Origin of the sequence: Pseudonocardia bannensis, assembly GCF_012911875.1 — a bacterium.
In the GTDB taxonomy this organism is placed as follows: Bacteria; Actinomycetota; Actinomycetes; order Mycobacteriales; family Pseudonocardiaceae; genus Pseudonocardia; species Pseudonocardia bannensis.
Genome location: NZ_JAAXKZ010000111.1, coordinates 1 through 19,942 on the forward strand (window position 1 = coordinate 1; position 19,942 = coordinate 19,942).

At 70.8% G+C, this 19,942-nt stretch carries 19 protein-coding genes and 1 pseudogene; 14 read left to right on the top strand and 6 right to left on the bottom strand.

Annotation, left to right across the window (positions count from 1 at the left end):
* Positions 1–307: carboxymuconolactone decarboxylase family protein (locus HF519_RS23220; protein WP_169415121.1), on the bottom strand; the 307-nt coding region annotated here is incomplete at its 3' end.
* 476 nt (positions 308–783) lie between these two features.
* On the opposite strand from HF519_RS23220, the gene HF519_RS23225 reads away from it, so the two are divergent.
* From HF519_RS23225 to cspE, 5 genes are all read left to right on the top strand, one after another.
* Positions 784–1,059, top strand: coding sequence for a hypothetical protein (locus tag HF519_RS23225; RefSeq protein ID WP_169415122.1), 276 nt, complete (start codon positions 784–786; stop codon positions 1,057–1,059).
* Between the two features lie 216 nt (positions 1,060–1,275).
* Positions 1,276–2,241: an alpha/beta fold hydrolase gene (locus HF519_RS23230; RefSeq protein ID WP_169415123.1), complete on the top strand. Its 966-nt coding sequence runs from the start codon at positions 1,276–1,278 to the stop codon at positions 2,239–2,241.
* 797 nt (positions 2,242–3,038) lie between these two features.
* A complete protein-coding gene (locus HF519_RS23235; RefSeq protein WP_211170465.1) occupies positions 3,039–3,257 on the top strand; it encodes a helix-turn-helix domain-containing protein in 219 nt (72 codons plus the stop codon).
* Complete coding sequence (locus HF519_RS23240; RefSeq protein ID WP_169415124.1) at positions 3,247–3,852, top strand: transposase; 606 nt, start codon at positions 3,247–3,249, stop codon at positions 3,850–3,852. The genes HF519_RS23235 and HF519_RS23240 overlap by 11 nt, the downstream gene beginning before the upstream one ends.
* Positions 3,853–4,325: 473 nt before the next feature.
* The gene (gene cspE / locus HF519_RS23245; protein ID WP_169415125.1) at positions 4,326–4,529 is read left to right on the top strand and encodes a transcription antiterminator/RNA stability regulator CspE; all 204 of its coding nucleotides are present in this window, start codon (positions 4,326–4,328) and stop codon (positions 4,527–4,529) included.
* Between the two features lie 250 nt (positions 4,530–4,779).
* Here cspE and HF519_RS23250 read toward each other — a convergent pair whose 3' ends face one another.
* On the bottom strand, positions 4,780–6,054 hold the full coding sequence (locus HF519_RS23250) for an acyl-CoA dehydrogenase family protein (RefSeq protein ID WP_169415126.1): 1,275 nt from the start codon (positions 6,052–6,054) through the stop codon (positions 4,780–4,782).
* A 369-nt stretch (positions 6,055–6,423) separates the two neighbouring features.
* Positions 6,424–7,005: pseudogene (locus HF519_RS23255) on the bottom strand (polyprenyl synthetase family protein); the annotation flags it as partial.
* Positions 7,006–7,675: 670 nt separating this feature from the next.
* On the opposite strand from HF519_RS23255, the gene HF519_RS23260 reads away from it, so the two are divergent.
* Positions 7,676–8,197 (top strand): 2'-5' RNA ligase family protein, encoded by a 522-nt coding sequence (locus HF519_RS23260; RefSeq protein WP_281358623.1) that lies wholly within the window; start codon positions 7,676–7,678, stop codon positions 8,195–8,197.
* 2 nt (positions 8,198–8,199) lie between these two features.
* Here the strand turns inward: HF519_RS23260 and HF519_RS23265 are convergent, their stop codons facing one another.
* The 3 genes from HF519_RS23265 to HF519_RS23275 form a co-directional block, all read right to left on the bottom strand.
* Positions 8,200–9,402: an MAB_1171c family putative transporter gene (locus HF519_RS23265; RefSeq protein ID WP_169415128.1), complete on the bottom strand. Its 1,203-nt coding sequence runs from the start codon at positions 9,400–9,402 to the stop codon at positions 8,200–8,202.
* A 5-nt stretch (positions 9,403–9,407) separates the two neighbouring features.
* Positions 9,408–9,938, bottom strand: coding sequence for a hypothetical protein (locus HF519_RS23270; protein ID WP_169415129.1), 531 nt, complete (start codon positions 9,936–9,938; stop codon positions 9,408–9,410).
* A gap of 133 nt (positions 9,939–10,071) precedes the next feature.
* Positions 10,072–10,470, bottom strand: coding sequence for a helix-turn-helix domain-containing protein (locus HF519_RS23275; protein WP_312860302.1), 399 nt, complete (start codon positions 10,468–10,470; stop codon positions 10,072–10,074).
* Positions 10,471–11,577: 1,107 nt separating this feature from the next.
* On the opposite strand from HF519_RS23275, the gene HF519_RS23280 reads away from it, so the two are divergent.
* From HF519_RS23280 to HF519_RS23315, 8 genes are all read left to right on the top strand, one after another.
* A complete protein-coding gene (locus tag HF519_RS23280; RefSeq protein ID WP_169415131.1) occupies positions 11,578–12,105 on the top strand; it encodes a hypothetical protein in 528 nt (175 codons plus the stop codon).
* A 428-nt stretch (positions 12,106–12,533) separates the two neighbouring features.
* On the top strand, positions 12,534–13,493 hold the full coding sequence (locus HF519_RS23285; RefSeq protein WP_312860303.1) for a MinD/ParA family ATP-binding protein: 960 nt from the start codon (positions 12,534–12,536) through the stop codon (positions 13,491–13,493).
* 1 nt (position 13,494) lies between these two features.
* Positions 13,495–14,667, top strand: coding sequence for a polysaccharide lyase family 20 protein (locus HF519_RS23290; RefSeq protein ID WP_169415133.1), 1,173 nt, complete (start codon positions 13,495–13,497; stop codon positions 14,665–14,667).
* 1 nt (position 14,668) lies between these two features.
* On the top strand, positions 14,669–16,546 hold the full coding sequence (locus tag HF519_RS23295) for a transglycosylase family protein (protein WP_246244985.1): 1,878 nt from the start codon (positions 14,669–14,671) through the stop codon (positions 16,544–16,546).
* Positions 16,547–16,551: 5 nt separating this feature from the next.
* Positions 16,552–17,628, top strand: a complete 1,077-nt coding sequence (locus HF519_RS23300; RefSeq protein ID WP_312860304.1) for a hypothetical protein — start codon at positions 16,552–16,554, stop codon at positions 17,626–17,628.
* On the top strand, positions 17,628–17,921 hold the full coding sequence (locus HF519_RS23305; protein ID WP_169415120.1) for a hypothetical protein: 294 nt from the start codon (positions 17,628–17,630) through the stop codon (positions 17,919–17,921). The genes HF519_RS23300 and HF519_RS23305 overlap by 1 nt, the downstream gene beginning before the upstream one ends.
* A gap of 10 nt (positions 17,922–17,931) precedes the next feature.
* The gene (locus tag HF519_RS23310; protein WP_246244987.1) at positions 17,932–18,759 is read left to right on the top strand and encodes a hypothetical protein; all 828 of its coding nucleotides are present in this window, start codon (positions 17,932–17,934) and stop codon (positions 18,757–18,759) included.
* 2 nt (positions 18,760–18,761) lie between these two features.
* Positions 18,762–19,942, top strand: a 1,181-nt coding sequence (locus HF519_RS23315) for a hypothetical protein (protein ID WP_169415134.1), incomplete at its 3' end; no start/stop codon positions are given.

Here is a 19,942-nt window from a genome sequence, read left to right on the forward strand (position 1 = left end):
CATCCGCGACCCGGGTCCCCTCCTCCGCCAGCTCCAGCGCGGCGCGCTCGGCCTCGGTGAAGACCGTGGCCCCCCGCCACGCCGCGACCAGGTTGAGCCGCACCGGGGCCTCACCGGCAGCGGCGGCCTCCTTGGTGTGCATGTCGATGCAGACGGCACAGCCGTTGATCTGGCTGACGCGAAGCGCCACCAGCTCCTGCGTGGCGGCCGGCAGCGGCGAGTCCTTGAGTATCCGGCCCGCCGACAGGAAGTGCTTGAGGACCTTGCCGGCGGTCGGGCCGGCGAAGAAGTTCAGGCGCGCGTCCATGGCGTGCTCCTCGGTGGTCGTGAGTGGCTACACCTCCTGAGACGGGGTAGCGCGACTCCCTGTGACACGGCCGGGGGTGACCTGCGCCTCCCGGCCGTGGCGCATGTCGACCGGCTCGACGTGATCACAGGGCGATCGATCCGGGGCACCCGAAACGGGCTGAAGATCACCACCGAGCACCGCTCAGAGGTCGATACGGCTCTGGCGGCCCTCCGGATTCGGAGGACCGCCAGGTCAGACAGTGTGCGCCCGAAGGGACTCGAACCCCTGACCTTGTGATCCGTATTGAGTAGAGGTCGCCCTCCTGCCCAGGGGAACATATGTTCGATTCTGTGCTACCGTCCTCGGCGTCGCGGCGGCCGGGTTGGGGGAAGCAGCCCGGCCGCCGCGATCGTCGGGCAGACCGGGGCATCGATCGCCGCCGCAGCAGACCTGCCGGCTGGTTGAGATCGGGCGAGCTCGGGGAGCGCGGGACCTTGGGGAGCAACAGCCGCTACGACCGGGACCGGCCCGTCGGGGACCGCGAGGCCGCCGAGGCCCGTGCGTTCCACACCATCGCCGAGCTGCTCGGCCACCATCCCGAGCTCATCACCGACCGGGCCGTCGCCGGGCAGATCGCGCACGTGCTGCACAACTCGGCGATCGAACTCGCCGCCGGCCGACCCCTGCCCATCGGCGTGCGGCGCGCCGTCCGTGGCCTCGCCGACGCGCTCCGCGCCGCGATGGATCCCCGTCCGAAAGCCGGCGCATGACTGCGACGGGGACCCACGCTGCGGCGCTGGACTGCCTGCAGCTCTTGCCAGATGACGGCGTCGTCCCGGTCGGGAATGTCGAAGATCGCAGGGCCGACGGCCGCAAGACGGGTGGGGATCCGCGCTCGCGGCCGCCAGCGCGCGCGTTCCGGGCGAGGGGCACCCCGTCCATCCGGACCGCGCGAGGGGACCATATGCGCGGCCGGATGAGGCCGCTTGGCGGAACAGGCGGGCCTCGCCGTCATCGAGCGACTAGTCGGCACTGGAGCCCTCTGTAGCACCCCCGCGGATGAGATCGTCAGATCGCCCAACATGACGCTTGAGCAGGCCAGGTATTGCCCGGCCTCGGTCGGCCGCGCCAGGATCCGAGGAAAGATCGCCACAGTTGTTGATCAGGAGGTTCCGCCCATGCCCTGGGTTGCCGCCGACGATGGTTGCGACATCTACTACGAGACCCACGGCAGCGGGCCCGCGGTCGTCTTCGCGTCCGGCTTCATGGGCATCACCGACATCTGGCGGGCGCAGATCGAAGCGCTGTCGGACAGCTACCAGTGCATCGCCTTCGACAACCGGGGGAACGGGCGGTCGGAGAAACCGCTGCCGAAGATCGCCTACGGGGTCGAGCGGCACGCACGTGACCTGGAGGCGGTGCTCGACGCGACGGGCGTCTCCCGGGCGGTCCTCGTCGGGCACTCCATGGGCGGCAACACCGCATCGACGTACTACTTCGCCCATCCCGACCGGGTCGCGGGGATCGTCTACGTCGGGTCGTACGTTTCGGGAAGCCAGATCCGGGACGTCGGCAACACCCTCGAGGCCATCAAAACCGCGGTCGCCACCCCGAGCGGACGGGTCGGGTTCTACCGGGCGGTCGGCCTTCCCGAGGAGATCGCGATGGAGTCCGCGAAGTGGCCGCTGTACTCGGTGCTCGGCAACGCCGAGTCCTTCATCGTCTTCGACATGACCGACAAGATCTCCCAGATCACCGTGCCCTGCCTGATCTTGCACGGGGAGAAGGACATCGTCTCGCCGCTGGATCCCTGCGGATACGGTCTCCGCGACGGGCTTCCGGACGCCACCCTGGAGATCTTCGAAGGCGTGAATCACTGCCCCGCGGTGGAGGCGCCCGACAAGGCGAACCGCCTGATCGCCGATTTCTTGAAGAAAGTTCATGCCAGCTGAGCCTGCGCAGCTCATAGGACCAGCAGCAACTCCCCGACCGCCCGCCGCGCCGGCGGCGATGGCGCCGGTGTCTTCGGCGGGGGTACCGGTGCCCTTGCTGGTGGTGGTGTCGGCTGGGCTCACGTGCGGCCTCCTCGGTGATCGTGCCGCAGCGGTGCTCCGGCGGCGGTGTGCGTCCCGGTGTGGGACGCACCCGCCGGAGCAGCGGCGAGCGGGCCGGGCGGGGGCTCCGGCTGGCCCGCGCGGCGTGGACCAGCCCGGGGTCGCTCCAGGCCGACGGGGGAGGATCGTGGGCTGGTTCACCCGCCGCGGATCGGCGCGGGTTCATCGCCCGAAGACCGCCGTAGCGCTGCCAGCGTGCGTCGTCCCACAAGGAGGGGCACCTCCATGCCCGTCTCAGCGGGACCCAGCACCGAACGACCCGCACGCCCCACCCGGGCGATGCGGCCTGCGATCAGCACCCCGACCTCGGCGATTGCCCGGCCTCATCGGGAACAGGTAGGTCCCTTGATCCGGAACGCGCGGATCGACTACGGCGAAGACGCAATGAGGACGGGCATTCGGCCCATCCGGGAAAGGTTGCGCTCGTACACGTTGGGGGACGCCGCCACCATGATCACCGCACGCCCACACACCTATCCAGGCATCTGCACCGCGCTGGCCTCACCGGATCCGTCCGGCACAGCCGCGACACACCTGCGCGGATCCCAGGAAGAGATCGACTGCGGAAGACCCCCGGTAACGGGCGGGGCCGCTGCCGACTCGACCCGGCCCAGCTGCGCGAGCTGGAGGCGGAGTTGGACGCCGGTCCGGCCGCGCACGGCTGGCCCGATCAGTGCTGGACGCTGGCCCGGATCGCCGAGGTGATCCGCCGCCGGTTCGGCGTGGACTACACCCTGGCCGGGATGGACCTGCTGCTGCACCGGATCGGCTGGAGCGTGCAGGCCCGGCCCGGCAGGCGACCGAGCGGGACGAGGCGACAATCGCCGGCTGGGAGGACGAGCAGTGGCCGGTGATAAAAGAACGGCGGCGGACCTGGGCGCCTGGCTCTGCTTCGAAGACGAAGCCGGCCAGGGCCTGAGGTCGCCCACGGGCCGCACCTGGGGCCGGCGCGGGGCCACCCTGGTGGTGCGGGTGACCGCGGCCGGCGCCGCCCGGGTATCGCTGGCCGCGCTGGTGTGCACCCGGCCCGGCCGGCGATCCCGGCTGTTCTACCGCACCCTCGCGCGGCGCCGGACACGCGGGGACGGCAAGCGACAGGGGTTCGACGAGCGGGATTACGCGGCCCTGCTCGATGCCGCGCACCAGCAGCTTCGCGGCCCGATCGTGCTCACCTGGGACAACCTGAACGCCCACATCAGCGCGAGGATGAGGCGGCTGATCGCCGCACGGCCATGGCTGACCGTCTATCAGCTGCCGGCCTACGCTCCGGAGCTGAACCCGGTCGAGGGCGTGTGGTCGCAGCTCAAGAGGTCCCTGGCAAACCTCGCCAAGCACGGCCTCGACCAGCTCGTCGGGCTGATCAAGACGCGCCTCAAGCGCATGCAGTACCGGCCCGGCCTGATCGACGGGTACCTCGCGAAACCCGGCCTGGACTTCGCGGCGCCGTAACATCAGCCGTTAAAGCTGTCCTATCTGCCCGACTCCCCACTCCCCTAGATAAAAATCGTTGCCGATAATCAAACTTATGACAGAAGTCTTCTCGCTCAGTCGCTCTTCCCCGTATGCACAGGATCGGCAACCTGCCGGCAACCGAACGCGGCCCGGGGCCGCAACACAACCAGTAGGGAGGCAGACTCAGGCATGCTCATCGGCATACTGCTCGTCGTGCTCTTCGTCGTCGTGGGTGGGCTCATCGCCTTTGGATGGCTCAGCAGCGCTCGACGATCGAGCTAGCGTGCCAGGCCAGCAGGCGCGGGTCTTGCCCACCGAGGACCCGCCCCCCAGTGCCGCCAGCTGCCCCGACGGCACTGCCCCCCTGGGTGTCCGTGGTTGTCTTTTCTCCGGGTCGAGCCCTAAGGGGGACACCCAGGCCGGCCAGAAAGCGGCAAGATGGCAGCGTCGATCGGCCTCCAGGAGGAAACATGCCCCAGGGCACCGTGAAGTGGTTCAACGGCGAGAAGGGCTTCGGCTTCATCGCCCCCGACGACGGCGGCAAGGACGTCTTCGTCCACTTCTCCGCGATCCAGGGCAGCGGCTACAAGTCGCTGGACGAGGGGCAGCGCGTGTCTTTCGAGACCAGCCAGGGCCAGAAGGGACCGCAGGCGGACAACGTTCAAGCCATCTGACCACGACACCCGACCCGGTCAGCCCGGGGGTCTTCTCGTGCGGGCCCACGCAGGGACCCGCGGTCAGAGTGGCCGACCGCCACCACCTGCTACGCCTAGATATTTTGACCATGACACGAAACGCGTATGTGCAGGTCAGATGCGCTGTCGTTGTGCTGTGAAGCAGGCAGAGCGCACGCTACGCCCATCGAGTCCGACCCGCGAGCCGCAGACTTGACTCGATCTTCCCGACGTCGTCGGCCCAAGCTTCCTAGCGCGCCCACGGCGGGACATCTCCGCGTGCGGCGAGCATCGAGTCGTATCCGGGCTGCCGGAAGATGTCGTGCAGCTGCCGCCGGCGCACACCCTGGTTGCCGCCGTCGTAGAGCGGGAAGACCATGGCATCCCGCATCATCCGCTCCAGCGGCGCCAGATCACGCGTGTAGCTGGCGATCCCAACGACCCGCATGCAGTCATACACCGCACTGACCGCGGTCTCAGAGCAGTACACCTTCGTCATGATGGGCAGCTCTTCGGCTAGCCCGCCGGTGCGCTCGAAGTCGTGGCATGCCTTCCAGGTCAGGTAGCGGCATGCCTCGATCCGCATTTTGATGTCCGCCAGCATGAACCCGACGTTCTGGTGCTCGATCACCGGCGCAGTGCCCAGCCGCCTCTCGGTCCGCGCGAAGTCGAGGGCGTACTCGAACGCCCCGCGCATCGTCCCGACGCAGGCCGCGCCGATCAACGCGGCGGTCCAGCTGAACGCGCCGGAGACGATGCGCTTGCCGTGCCGGCCCGGCTTCCCGATCAGGTTCTCGGCGGGCACGCGGACCTCGTCGAAGTGCACCCGGGGCGTGACAACGCCACGGTTGCCGAGCTTGTCGTACACGTCGACGACGCCGATTCCCGGACTGTCTCCGGGCACCGCGATCACGGCCAGCGACTCGTCGGCGCCCGCCGCCGGATCGGTCCGGCACACCACCGTGTAGAGCTGGCAGCCCTTCCGGTCCCAGCCGGTGCCGTTGGTCGTGTAGTGCTTTTGCCCGGTGATCACCCACTCGTCGCCGTCCCGACGGGCCAGCGTCTGGATTCCGCCGGCGGGGTCCGGTGAGTCGAAGTTCGCCCCACCGGCGACGTCAGTGAAGGCGTAGGAGGCGAGCAGCTCTCCCTCCTGGTCCTCCACGAAGGGCCGGAGCAGGCGTTCCTTCTGCTCCGGCGTGCCGTACTGGATGATCGGCTGCAATCCGAGCCCGGACGCCAACAGCGTCGTCGGCACGCTGATGTCCACCCGGCTCAATTCCTCGGCGGCGATTGCGAAATCGACCATGGAGAAGCCGCCGCCGCCGTACTCGGTCGGGATGCAGGCCGTGGTGAACCCGGCTCGCGCCATCTCCCGATAGGCCTCCCGCCCGGCCAGGAACGCCTCCCAGCCGTCGGCCGCCCGGTCGATGCGCTCGACGATCGGGCGCAGCACGGTCTCCGCGAAACCCTGGGCATTCCTCTGGAGCTCCTGCTGGGCGTCACTCAGGGTGAAGTCGATCGTCATGTGCCCGCTCCTCCTTGAGGGGAAGGTGGCTTCTGCGCCCAAGACACGCCCCCACCGGTGAGTCGTAATACAGGCCAGTGGCCAATTTGTCAATCATCATTGGTTTTAGAAGCCGAAAGATGTGGGCGATCTGCTGCGACCGAGACGTCCCCGGAGTCCACAGAAGACGGCCAGCAGGTGCTTCGGCAGTGCCCGATGGAGTTTCCACGTGCGGGTGGGCGAACGCCTGGCCTCCGCGCGGGCGCGGGCGGCGCGTGTCGGCTGGACGCAGGACGGGCGCCAGGATTGCTGCCCGGAGCACTCCGTGTGAACAAGCCTCGAACGACGGTGCGATGATCACCGATTCGGGTAGAACCCGGTGTTCAATGAGGCACACCCCAGCAGCGCACCGGTCTTGCCGCCGGCCATCGCCGTGCACTCATCGATGCCCACATCGACGCGGTGCTCGAACGCGACATCCGCGCTCTGCCCGTCGCACAACTCGATGACACATCCCGCCAGCCGCTCCGCGGCCGCGGGGACGCGCGCGAGCACCTTGCCGGCCAGGGCCAGCATGGCATCGCCGGCCAGCATGGCATCGGCCACGCCGAACACCCGCCATGCCGTCGGGCGGTGCCGTCGAGTCGGGTCACCGTCCATGATGTCGTCGTGGAGCAGCGAGAAGTTGTGCACCAGCTCCACCGCCACCGCCGACGCGACCGCCGCGCCGGCATCGCCACCGGCCGCCTCGGCCGACAGCAACACCAGCGCCGCCCGGATCGACTTGCCACCCTCGCCGCGAGTCGCCGTACCGTCGGCCTCCCACCACCCCAGGTGGTATCCGGCGATCCGCCGCATCGACGCCGGCAAGCACCCCACCGCCTCCCGCAACGCCGGCTCAGCCACGCCACGACTCCACGCCAACACCTCACCCGCGGACCGCGCCCCGGGCGCCACATCCAGCGTCGTCATAGAAACGACCCTCTTTCTGTTCCAGTTCTGTTCTAGCCGGAAAACGACAGGCGGCAGCAGCCGCGGGTATTGCGCCCGACAACTATCGCCTCAGCAACTCAAAGCAACTCAGCAACGCCGCGTCGACACAGTTCGGTGTTGTTCGACCGCAGGTTGGGACCGGGTCGGACGGGAAGTCATGCGACCCACGAAAAGTTCCGCAATAAATCCTGCAACGCCGAACCGCCTTCTGTGGATCACCCATTGGTGGCTATTTAGGATTGGCGCTCACATTCCCATTGCTTCGCGAAGCAAACCATCGGAAGCTGCCCGAATTGAGCAGCCCGTCTAACCTTCGGATCCCGATCTGGCCCAATTTTGCGGGTGTGACCACTACGCAGCGGGACCACTGCCAGCTCAACGCCCACCGGTCAGGGGAACCCGGCATCAACCCCACATTCGTCACCAAGCGGCGCCATCGACCACCGTCGGCTACCGATCGCGTACCGCTGTTGGGCCAGACGAGGTCCGCGAAGGTCCGAGCCCACCTCGACTCCGAGTGGGCACCGTGGCAGCAGCTGCTCGGGGAGCTGGTACAGCGCGAGGTCGACACGCCTGGCAGACCAGAGGTGGGAGGCGTCAGCAAGAAGCTGGGCGAAAGAGGTTGGGGATGGCCTGGTATCTAGATCGCATGCCCCGACCAGGACAAACCGCGGTGGTACTGCCGGTCCCCGCCGCTGACCCGCTGCTGGCAGCGGTCGCAGCCCGATACCCCCACGCGGTCCGCGAGGGCCTCCCCGCACATCTGACGGTGCTGTACCCGTTCGTGCCAGCCGACGAGCTGGACGCGTCAGTGATCCAGGCATGTGCCCAGATCGTGCGCGCAATCGCGCCGATCACCGTGCGCTTCACCCGTTGCCGGGTAAAGCCTGGATTGATCTACCTGCCCCCAGAGCCTGCCGACCAAGTGCAACGGCTGCTCGAGGAAGCCTGGGCGAGGTGGCCCGCCCTCCTCCCCTACGGCGGCAAGTATGCAGATGCCTCGGCCCACGTGAGCGTTGCTCTTGGCGCTCTGGCAGAGGACCAGGACGCGATCGTAGGCCTGGTCGAGCCGCTGCTGCCGATCACAACACAGCTCTCGGAACTGCATGTGGCGGCGCTTGATGAGGACGGTTGGGGAATCCGCAGCCGACTCCCCTTCGGCGGCCGATGAGGTCAGCGCTCTGCAGCGGTTCGGTCCTCGACAGGAGCAATGCGGCGTTCGGCGAACGCCCGCGAGACTGACTCCAGCCAGGTGGCTTCGTCCTGCAGGTCGTCATGGGAGGGGCTGGCAGGCGTAATGCCGCCGCCCCGGCCGCCGCCACTGGTGTAGCGCCCTAGTGCGACCGCCAGGTCCGCTGCCTCAATCGCAGCGGCCAGTGCCTCGCCGTCCAGTCCCAGGGCGACACCCCGGTCTCGGTGAGCTGCGGTGTCGGCGTCACGGCGGTACGGGTTGAGGATCAGCGCCCCGTCCCGCACCTCGACGACCCGGCGGTACAGGCGCAACGGCATGTCGCGCCGCGGCACCTGTCCTTCCACGCCCTGCGGGGACGTCAACGCGATCTGAGGCATCGCGTCGTAGAACGCCTTCCACAACGGTTCCAACCCCTCATAGGCACGGCGCAGGTCCCACCACTCGGCAAGCCGACCGATGCGACGACCGACCGTGGGGATGGACAGGCCGATCACAATGACCAGGACCGACAGAGCCGGCAGACCGACGGACAACGTGCAGAGGAGGCTGGAGAACGGCCCGGCGCAGCGCGGCTCAGCGCTGACGGGGCCAAGCGTCGAGCGGATCACGTACTGGATCTTGTTTCCGGTGTAGAGCAGGCCGAGCACGTAGCCGGTGCCCATCACCGCCATGCCAGCGCGCAGGTACCCGCGGGTGTTGAGCACCGATCGAACGGCGAGCCGCAGAAGGTCGATCAACGCAACGCTGAGGTAGACCGAGTAGAGCAGCGCGTAGATCACCAGCCAGTGCTGGCCGCGATAGTCGAACACCCCGAGACCCACAGGACGCTGGCCGAGGAAGAAGGCGATGACCAGGCCGGCCAGAACCGCTATGAGCACGACGACACGGGGACGCAGCCGCTCCTTGACCTCGGCCGGCGGGTAGTTGACATGCAGTTGCAGCTGAATGAAGCCGAAGGCGGCGACCAGGGTGCACACGTTGGACAGCAGCCGGCCCAGGCTGGGGATCACCGCGCTGGCGAACGCCTGCGTGGCCGGGGCGAGGAAGACGAACGCGAGCGCGAGCGCAACGAGCTGGAGCGCGATCGGCCCGCTGCCGGTGGTGCGCCGCCGCCATCGCGCTATCCGCTGCATCCCCACGATCAGAGCGATCCCGGCCACCGCGAAGAACAGCAGATCGATCACGAGGGTCAGCCTCCGAAGATCTGTTCGACCCGTGAGAAGTACTGGGCGTCTGCGGGGGCCAGCGGCCGAGCCGTGAGTTGGCTGGGGCGGTGCTCGGCCGCGGTCAGCCGGATGAGACAAGCGATCATCTCGGCTTCCTGCTCTTCGAAGGCCGTGTAGGTCGAGCGCGTGAACATGTGCCGGATCAGTTCGGGCCGCACGGTGGGCGCGAGCTCCTGAGCCGCACCGACCGTCAACATGCAGTCCCCGCGGTGATCGCTGATCATGTGGCCGACTTCGTGCAGGACGATGTGGCTCTGGTGCACCGCACTGGTGTCCGCCGCGTAAGCGATGACGTCCCGATCGCGCTCCTGGATCCAAAGCCCGCAAGGGCCGCCCGCGGTCGCCTCGGTCTCGTGCAGGTCAATGGGGCGGCCTCGGTGCCGCTCCAGCCGATCGAGAAGGGTGTTGAGGTCGAACGGGCGCGGGATGCCCACCCCCTCATCGAGCTTGCGGACTCTCCCCTGGCTGCGCCGCCGCAATTCGCTGTACCGCACGTGGGTCGCCTCCCCGGACTCCCGTTGCCCCACCACGCCCGCCGCGACGGCGCTCGTCAGCGCGAGGCGTGCGCACGCGCAGTGAGCGAGTGGACTCGGAAGGTGATCATCGGACACCAGCCTGGCATGGCGGTCAGTCATCGAGATCGGGATCGGCCCGCCGTCGCCTGTTCGGGTGATTCGTGCGCCCCTCGAACCGGCCCAGCTCCTCGATGATCGCCGCTACGGACCGACGGGCCTCGGGGCTCAACTCCAGGGTGCGCAGCGCAAGGTCCTTGACCTCCTGGTCTCGAATGACGCTGAGCAGCGCGATCTCCTCGTCGATGAGCGCGGCCTGCGTGTCGTCGAAGAAGTAGGCAACCGGCACCCCGAAGAACTTCGCCAGCGCCTCGAGGTGCTGCTTGGTGGGGTTGTCGCGCCGGCCTCGATGCAACTGGTTGAGGTACTGAGCCGAGATCGTCGGGCCACCCTGTGCGCGGATGCCCTCGGCCACCTCCTCGTAGGTGTAGGGGCCCCGGTCTTTCGGACGCACGGTCGACAACAGGTGGTCGATCCGCGATGCCAGAGTCGAGCCTTTAACCACGACGTTGCCTCTCCCTCGCTGGCGATGACGAGCAGCCCATCGCCCCAACTTATGCCAGCAACTCCGCTCCCCGCGCAGCAAGCTCAGCCCACTGAGGAGGGCGTTCCCGCACCTCACACGCACCGCCGGAACGGGAAGCCCGCTCTGAGCTCCCCCCGCCCGCAGCTCGCGGCCAGACACAGAGCGCTCACTCAGCTCCCAGACACGACTCTGGCACTGTCTCACATTCCTGGCGCTCTATGCCAGGAGAGTTGACAGCTCTGAAACCTGCCAGCATATTGTTGGTCTAGTTCATCAACTGACACGTCAGCGGACTCGGGGTTGAGCAGTCCTCGGCCAGTGACGCACCAGGGGCCTGCGGGCCGGACGACGACGGACAGGACGGAGGACGTGGATGGGCACGAAGTCCTGTTGCTGCGCGACTGGCGGGCCGCTGCGTGCCCGAATGCTTGTGGATGGCCGGTCCTGATGGCCCGGAGATTTGGGCGGCGCGCTGACCGCGGCACCCCCCAGCAGCCCGCGTGGCTGATCGCACCGGGGCACCCGGGCCCCTATCTGGAGCCACCGTCAGAGAGCACCGTCGCCGAGATCCCGCTCGACCCGGTGTACAGCGGCTGCGCCGCGAGACAAGACCCGCCCAAAGATGAACTGCTGCCGTTCCCGCCGAGGCCCTCGCACGGAAACCACGGGCTGGACCCGACGCCCAATCTCACGACGCCCCCCGTCTACCCGGCGACGTCACCGACCTCGGTCACCGCCTCTCCGTGGTCGCAGACGGCGGATCCGGCATCCCCGCAACCCAGGCCTGGAGCGCCTCAGAACTGGCTCGGCGGGCCCTCCAGCCCGGGGACGCCGCTTGACCACTCGGCCTCACCACCGATCGCCCCGCTGAACGGCGGAACCCGGGTGGTCGGGGACGGGGGTGCGCAGTTGTGGCTTCCGCCGAGTTCGCCGCCGCTGGCTCCCTGCTCTTCCCGAAAGGAGGCGGGGCAGGACCGGCAGCCGACCCGCAACGAGGCGGCCCAGCCGCCGTACCCGGCGCCGCTCCTTCGAGGAGTGAACGGCCACCGGTCGCCGGCGGCCGTGCTCGAACGCTCGATGGCGGCGCTCGAGCCGATCGGGGAGGCCGAGGCCTCGGCGTTCGCGGCGCGGTTCGCCGCGGATTACCTGTCCTGGGACGAGGACGATCCGACCAAGCGGACTGAGGTGCTGCGGGAGTACCTCGCCGACCCCAGGGGCGCCACCCTGGGCTGGTCCGGCGCGGGCAGGCAACGCGCGGACGTGGTCCTGCCTGGCCGCACCGTGCGCACCTCCGACGAGGTGATCGTCGTCGAGGTGACGGTGCGCGTCACCACGTACCAGCGCATCTGCCCGCGTCCGGACGATCTCGAGCCTCGCCGGGACGACTCGGCTGATCCCCCGCTCAGCGCCGTCGGTCCGTCCTGCGCGCCGCCTCCGCTCGCCGAGGGGTGGCGGGCGGCGTCCACGTTCTGGGCCCGGCTCGCACCACCGGTCACCCGTGATCACGCCGGCCGCCTGGTGGTGGACATCGGCCCTGCTCCCGACCCCGACGACCCCAGCTGATCGAGGCCCCCATGACACAGAACAACGGCAAGGTCCCCAGCGGTTCGTGGGCCGACGACCCCGCCCTGGCGCCCTGGCGAGCGCAAACCGCCTCTGCCCCGCGCCCGGCACCGCCCTCCGAGACTCGGCCAGCGGCGCGCGCGGAAGGTCCGCGGGCCCAGCGTCAAGAGCAGCGGATTCCGCGGACGCCCGGGGTGGCCTCGGAACCTCCCGCTGGACCCGCTCGGTCCCCCGTGCCGGCCCCCGCAGCGGCGTCGGTCGCGACAGCTCCCGCTCCCCCGCCCGCAGCCGCTGCGCCGGGGAGCTCCGCGGTGGTGGCGGGGCCGTGGTCTGAGCTGGGGCCGCAGGTCCCGCTCGAGCGAACGGACCCGCTGCGCCCCGCAGCCTCGGCGGGTCGAGGACTCGCGCATTCCGAAGGGTCCGCAGACGTGCTGTCCTACCAGCAGCTGGTGCGCAGCCGCCGGGACCGGCCGACGGAGGGCTGGCGCGGCGCGGTCTACACGCTGACGCGCGGGCGGCTCAACCCCGGCCTGTCACCGGCGGAGGCGGATCGGCGGCAGAAGATCGCGCGGGTCCAGGCCCAGCTGGCCGGCTGGCACACGATCACTGTCGCCAGCATGAAAGGCGGGATCGGCAAGACCACGGTGTCGGCGCTGCTGGGGCTGGCGCTGGCCGAGCACCGCGGCGACCGGGTGGTGGCCCTGGACGCCAACCCCGACGCGGGCACGCTGGCCGACCGGCTGCTCGGCCACCCGGTGCCCTACACGGTCCGGGACCTGGTCAACAACCTGCACACAATCGGTTCGCTGACCGACATCGCGCGCTACACCAACCTCGCCGGACGACTGCAGGTGCTGGCGTCCGAACAGGACCCGGCGATGAGCGAGTCGTTCAACAACATCGAGTACGAGCAGGTCACCGGCGTGCTCAAGCGCTTCTACAACATCATCATCACCGACTCGGGAACCGGGCTGATCCACTCGGCGATGCACGGCGCGCTGGAGGCCACCAAGACCCTGGTCATCGTCGGGGCGCCCACGGTGGACGGCGGTAGCCGGGCGAGCAAGACCTTGGACTGGCTCAAGGCCCACGGCTACGACGAGCTGGTCTCCGGCGCGGTGGTGGCGCTGTCGTGCGACCGGTTCAGCCGCGACATCGACCGCAGCGCTGTGGTCGACCACTTCGCCGCCCGCTGCCGCGCCGTGGTGGAGATCCCTGAAGACCCACACCTGGCCACCGGCGGGCACATCCAGCTCGAGCACCTGCGGGAGCGCACCCGCGACGCCGCGCTGAGCCTCGGTGCCTACGTGGCCGACCAGTTCAGCTGGAACCACCCGGCCCGGCCTTACGTCCCGGGCTCCGCGCAGCCCGCCGGCGGGCGGGGCTGACATGAGAGTCGGCCTGCTCACCGCGACCGCGGCCGCGGCGCTCTCGGTCACGGCGGGGCTCACCCACGCCGCGCATCCCGGACCCGATCCCACCGCCTCGTGCTCGTGGCGGGGCTCCGCGCAGCGGCTCGTCGACTCGCTCACCGGCGTCACCGACGCGCGCGCGGAGAGCCTGCTCTCTGCGCTGACCCAGTTGGGCATTCGCCCCGGCGACCCCTCGCCCGACGGGTGCCAGTCCACGGGGTCGACCGGAAACGGTGGTGGTGGCCGCTCCCCCGAGCCGGGGCCGTCGGTGGTCCCGCCGGACACCACGGTGGTGTTCGAGGCCGACTACGAGACCGGTGATCTGTCCGAGTGGGACACCTGCCAGAACCGCGAGGTCAACGACTCCTGCTCGAGCTACCGCGGCGGCGACAGCGCCTCGGTCGTCTCCGGCGACGTCGTCGGCCGGCTCGGCCAGCAGATCGGGCGGGCCGGCGAACAGGTCGGGCGGGTCGCCCGGTTCGTCGTCGGTCCCGGCGACGTCCCCGACTTCGGTGGGGGTGAGCGCTCCGAGGTCGCCGCGCACAGCGAAGCGGCCCTGACCCGCGAGGGCGACGAACGCTGGTACGAGTTCTCCCTGCGCTTCGGCGAGGACTTCCCGAACCCGGTCGAGGGCGACTGGTTCATCGTCATGCAGTGGCACTCCGGCAGCGGCTCCCCACCGCTGGCCATCGAGATCAGCCCCGAGGGCACCGTCGACATCGCCGGTGACGGGGTCGACCACGAACGCAAGACCATCGGCCCGGTCCGCCCCGGGGAGTGGGTGGACTACACCCTGCACGCCGGGTTCTCCCAGGACCCGGCGCAGGGGTTTGTGGAGGCTTGGGAGAACGGCGTCCAGACCGTCGAGCGCTATGCCCGCGCCACGATGAGCAGTGACGAGAACTACCTCAAGATGGGCATCTACCGCGGCAACGCCGACTCCAGCACCGCCGAGGTCTGGATCGACGGCCCGCGGGTGAGCGCCCCCTCCGCCGGCTCGTCGTCCGGCGGTTCGGCCTCCTCCGAGGCTACTTCGGACTCCAGCGGCTCCGACGACTCTTCCCGCGACGACTCGTCCCGCTCATCCAGCACGGCCACCAGCGGTGCCGCCGGTTCGGGCACCGAGATCGACCGCACCCAGGAGCGATGAGATGCCCCCTCTTCTCGAGCCCCTCGCCGCGCTGGTCACGGCGACCGCGTTGACCGTCGGGCCGGCCGTCACCGGCCCGGCGGGGCCGATGGCACCCGCAGACTCCTCGGTCTGCCGCCAAAATTCGTCCACTCAGGACTCTTCCGGCGGCGGGCAGCAGCTGACGCCCGAGCGGGCCGAGGCGCTGCTGCAGAAGGCCCGGGAGCTGGTCACCGATCTCGTGACCGCGGCCAGTGACCCGCGCGCCGCCGGCCTCGGCGATCAGCTGCGCTCCATGGGGATCAGCCCGGCCGTGGCCAGCGGGTGGCGTCAGCAGGCGCACGACCTGGCCGACACCCTGATGGGGTCGAGGAACGATCCGCGGGCCCGGCAGGTCGCGGTCATCTTCGCCGGTGCGGGCTTCTCGCCCACCCCGGCCGACCTGAAGACCGGCGGCTTGGTCGAACCCGCCGCCATGACCGCGCCGCTGGACTCCACGGCCACACCCGTGTCGGGCCCGGCGCTGCGCCCTGCCGCCGCGGTGACCGAGGGTGCGTTGGCCGCGGCGATGCGGCGGGTCCACCAGGCCACGGCCGCGGTGGCCCCGTCCGCACAGCCGGACGCGTCGGTCTCTGGCCCGGACGACGCCGCGGGCGACTCGGATGACACCGCCCCCACCGATTCACCGTCCGAGTCGCCGTCTGGCTCGCTGGAGTCAGCGGAGTCCTCCCCATCCGGGTCGTCGGCCGTGCAGATCTGCGGCACCGGTTCCGGCGGCACGGGCGGACAGCCGGGGCCCGGGGCCGCCACGCCCAGCGGCACTGGGACAAGCCCCGGTGAGGCGGCGAGCCCGGCGGGCTGGGAGCGGCAGGCCCGCGACCTCGCCGACAAACTTGCGGGTGAAAGCGACGACCCGGAGGCCAAGGAGCTGGCCGACAAGCTCGCCGCGGCGGGTCTCGGCCCCGCCTTCGCAGGGTTGAGCACCAGCGGCTCCGGCTCGACCGATGAGACTTCGGGCCGGGACAACCCCGCCGATGACACCGGGCAGAGCCCCGAGGAGTCTTCGGGGGAGAACGCGTCCGGGGAGAACAACGTCACCCGCGACACCCAGGTCCGGGGCAACCGCACCGGCTCCGGCGCCACCAGCTCCGGGTCCGCTTCGAGCGAGGAGTCGTCGACGCCCGACCCCGGGTCGGCCCTCGACAGCACCGACCCCGACAGCACCGATGTCGATGGCACCGACGCCGAGAATCCCGGCAACCAGGCGGGCGGGGACGAGGACAGCACCAGCAGCGAGTGGGAACGCCGGGCCGGTCAGCTCGCGGACGAGCTCGCGGCCGCCGGCGACGACCCCTCCGCCCGCGAGCTGGCCGACAAGCTGGCCGCGGCCGGCTTCAGCACTCGGCGCGGCACCCCCGCCGACGCCCACGACAACGGCGAGCACAGCAGCAACAGCAACGAGGGCCACGAGGACACCAGCGGGGGGCCCAGCGCCTCTGCTGCCCCGGACTCGGCTTCCGAGCTGGACTTGAGTGCGGCAGATCCGGCCTCTGACACCGTTCCCGCCGCCGAGGCCCCTGAGGACAGCGATGGCAGCGGGACGCGGGCGGTCCCGGCCGGAACCGGATCGGGGACCGGTGCGACCGGCGCCGCGGTGTGGGATCGGCTTGCCGAGTGCGAGAGCGGTCAGCGCTGGGACAGCGTGTCCGATCCGGGCTATGCCGGGGGGCTCCAGCTCGACCTGGCGACCTGGGAGGCCTACGGCGGCGCCGAGTACGCGCCCTCGCCGGAGCAGGCCACCAAGGAAGAGCAGATCGCGGTGGCGACGAAGCTGCGCGACGACCGCGGCGGGTTCGGCGCCTGGCCGGCGTGTGCGGCGCGACTGGGGCTGGTCCGATGACGGCGGTGTCCGCGCTGCGTCACGGCGGGGGCGGGGTCGACGCGGCGGGATCCGAGCCACCGGGTGCTGGGGTCCCTGCGTCGATCCGCACGATCGATGGGCTGCACCAGGTGCTCGGGCAGGCGGCCCGCCGGGACTGCCCTGGCCTGGACGTCGCCGATGCCGAGGCGGCGGTGAGCACGGCGGCCGCGCTGTGCGCCGACGAGCGCAGCGGCGCCGATCCGGCAGGGGTGGCCGAGCAGATCGGCGAGGCCGTCGCGTGCATGACGGAGCTGGCGCTGCCGGAGTCGGCCCGCGGCCCGGTGGACTGGTCGGGGTTCGGGACGCTCATCCCGGTCCTGGCCGGCTCGCCCGGGGCCGGGGCGTCGGTGCTGGCCGCGGCGCTCACCGATGCCCTGCAGCTGGGTGGGCGCTGCGCGCTGCTGGTCGACGCCGCGGATCCGGCCCGCTCCGGGCTGGCCGCCGCGGCCTCCTCGGAGGGCCCGTGGGTGCACCAGCCGCACCGCCGGCTGGCGGTGCGCTACTCCTGGCGCGGGCACGCGCTGCTGGCCCGGCTGGAGTCGGGCCTGCCGGCGATCACCCCGGGGATGGTGCCCCCGCCCCCGGCGTGGCTGCCCGAGTTGGATCCGCTGCACGCCACCGTCGTCGATGTCGGTCACGACGGCTGGCGGGCGGCGGCGAACCCGCTGGCCGGGGCGGGCGGCTGGCTGCGCGCTGGGTGGCCGTCGCCGCGGCCGATCCTGGTGGTGCGCCCGACCCGGCCCTCGCTGCGCCAGGCCGAGCAGGTCCTGGCCCGGCTCGACCCGTGGATCACCGCGGGCGCGGCGGTACCGCCGTATCAGCTGGTCGTGATGGGCGCCAAACGCTGGCCCGCGCACGTGGCGGGCGCGGCCGGGCGGCGCCTCGACGAGCTCGTGGAGCACGCGGTGTTCGTCCCGCACGACGGCGATGTCGAGGTCGGCGGGATCACCGCCGAGCTGCTGCCGCAGCGGCTGCTCGACGCCGTCTGCCCGTTGCTGGCCGGGTGGGGGCTGCTTGCTCCCACGGGCCGTTCCTCACGTTCACGAAAGGGATCGCGCTGATGCACGCGCTGCTCGGGGCTGCTGAGACTGTGCTGGCCTTCGCCCCCAATCCATCGCCGCAGGCGCCGCCCGGCGCGGAGGCCATCACCCGGATCCTCGGCTACGTCAAGTGGATCGCCGGTGCCGCGCTGATCGTCGGCTTCTTCGGGGGTTTGGCGGTCTTTGCTGGTGGCCGGATGGTCGACCATCACCGGTTCGGCCGGATGGGGGCGATCACGATGATGGCCTCGCTGGGCGGGGCGATCCTCTACGCCGTCGGCTACACCCTGATCTCCTCCTTCGCCGGCGGGTGAGCGCGCCGTCATGAGCGAGAACCTGGGTGTGCGGGCGGCGGGGCCGGCGCGGCGGCGCGCTGTGCTGATCCTCGGCGGGATCGCCGCGGTCACCGTGCTGGTGGTGGTGGCGCTGGTGGCGTTGCTGCTCGGCCGCGGCGGATCCGAGCTGCCCCCGGCCGCGCCGCCGAGCGAGCCGGTGGCGCAGGCCCCGGCCGCGGGGGATGACGGCTGGGATGTCGCCGCGCAGACCGAGCTGGCCACCCGCGCGATGCTCGAGCTGCCGGAGGCGGCGAGCCAGCCCCACGGCCTAACCCGTGACACCGCGGGCCCGCCGCTGGCCCTGCCCGCGGCCGGGGTCACGTCCGGGCGGTGGGTGCCGGGTGGGTTCCCGGCCACCCCGGAGGGCGCGCTCGCGCAGTTGGCGGCGCTGACCGAGGCGGGCCTGTCCGGTGGGGACCCGCAGGCCTACCGGCAGGCCTACGAGTCGGTGGCGCTGCCCGGGGCGCCCGCGGCGGACACCACCGTGATGTACCGCAACCTGCAGCAACTCCGGGCCGGCGCGGGCCTGCCGCGGACCGGGGCGGTGGCAGGGCTCGCCCTGACCTACCGCACGACCAGCGGGCTGATCAAGGGCACCACCCACGCTGGCCGGTACGCGGTGGTGTGCGTGCTCGGCGAGTACAGCGCCCAGCACCAGGGCCGCGCGGTCGCCGGCGGGTTCGGTGACTGCCAGGCGATGCGCCACGTGGACGGCGAGTGGCGGATCAGCCCCGGGGCGGCCGCGGCGAAGGCGCCGAACGCGTGGCCGGGCACGGCCGAGGCCGTCGCCGCCGGCTACCGAGACGTGGTGCGCTGAGCATGGGCTGGTTCGCCGAGGAGATCAAAGAGTTCTTCTCCAGCGCCATCGACGACGCCATGAAGGCGATCTGGGAAGCCGGGCTGTATCTGCTGCGGTTCGTCTTCGGGCTGATCGACGAGCTGTCGGCCTTCGAGCTGTCCGCCGACGAGGCCGGCAACCCGGTCTCCGGGCCGGTGTCGCTGGTGTGGGGCGATCTGAAAGGCCTCTCGGTGGTGATCGCGCTCGGGTTGTTCTTCTGGCAGCTCACCTCGGCCGTGCTGCGGGGCGGCCGCGGGTTCTGGCGGGCCTCGACCGGCCCGTTCGCCTACGCGGTGGCCCTCGGCATGACCGTCGCCGTGGTGGGCGGGCTGCTCGCCGCGGCGGACTACACCGCGGTATCGATGCTGCAGAAGGGGCTGCAGTCCGGCGAGTTCTCCGCGGCGTTCGACCGCAGCGTGGGCGACGAGAGGTTCCGCCAGGGCGTCAACGGCGTCGTGCTCGGGATCCTCGCCATCGTCGGGGTCATCCCGGCCGGGCTCGGCTACCTGCTGGAGATGATCTTCCGGCAGGGCGCGATCCTGGTGCTGGTCGCCACCGTCCCGATCACCGCGGCGGGGTTGCTGGCCCAGACCACGGCGAGCTGGTTCTGGCGGTCGCTGCGCTGGATGATCGCGGCGATCATGATGAAGCCGGCGCTGGCGTTGACGCTGGTCATCGGGGTCAACATGGTCAAGGACCCGCAGGAGGGCATCCTCGGGCTGCTGGTCGGGATCGGTGTCCTGCTCATCGCACTGGCCTGCCCGTTCGTGCTGTTCCGGCTGCTGGCCTTCGTCGACCCGAACAGCGACGCCGGCTCGGCGCTGCGCGGCTGGTTCGCCCAAAACGTCGCCGACGCCGGCTACTCCGGCGGCGGCGCAAGCACGTCGGGCGGCGGCGGGTCGATGGAAGCGGCCAACAGCGCCCGGTTTGACCAGGCCACCGCCAGCTACGCGAGCGCATCGATGACCGACGCCGGCGTGGGCTCTGCGTCCCCGGGCGACAGCCGCGCCGCCGACGGCGGGGACGACGGCTCGTCGACCGGCTCGAGCCCGAACCGGTCCTCGGATACCGCGCCGGGCAGCCCGGATTCGTCGGCGAGCTCCGGTGGCCCCACCGACGCCGCGGCACCTCCCCCGTCCTCGGGTGGTGGGGGCACCGGCGG

Bases quoted from the DNA above. Each gene is read 5' to 3' on its own strand.
- cspE (WP_169415125.1), top strand. From the start codon at position 4,326: ATGCCCCAGGGCACCGTGAAGTGGTTCAACGGCGAGAAGGGCTTCGGC.
- HF519_RS23250 (WP_169415126.1), bottom strand. From the start codon at position 6,054: ATGACGATCGACTTCACCCTGAGTGACGCCCAGCAGGAGCTCCAGAGG.
- HF519_RS23260 (WP_281358623.1), top strand. From the start codon at position 7,676: ATGCCCCGACCAGGACAAACCGCGGTGGTACTGCCGGTCCCCGCCGCT.
- HF519_RS23290 (WP_169415133.1), top strand. From the start codon at position 13,495: ATGAGAGTCGGCCTGCTCACCGCGACCGCGGCCGCGGCGCTCTCGGTC.
- HF519_RS23295 (WP_246244985.1), top strand. From the start codon at position 14,669: ATGCCCCCTCTTCTCGAGCCCCTCGCCGCGCTGGTCACGGCGACCGCG.
- HF519_RS23305 (WP_169415120.1), top strand. From the start codon at position 17,628: ATGCACGCGCTGCTCGGGGCTGCTGAGACTGTGCTGGCCTTCGCCCCC.
- HF519_RS23310 (WP_246244987.1), top strand. From the start codon at position 17,932: ATGAGCGAGAACCTGGGTGTGCGGGCGGCGGGGCCGGCGCGGCGGCGC.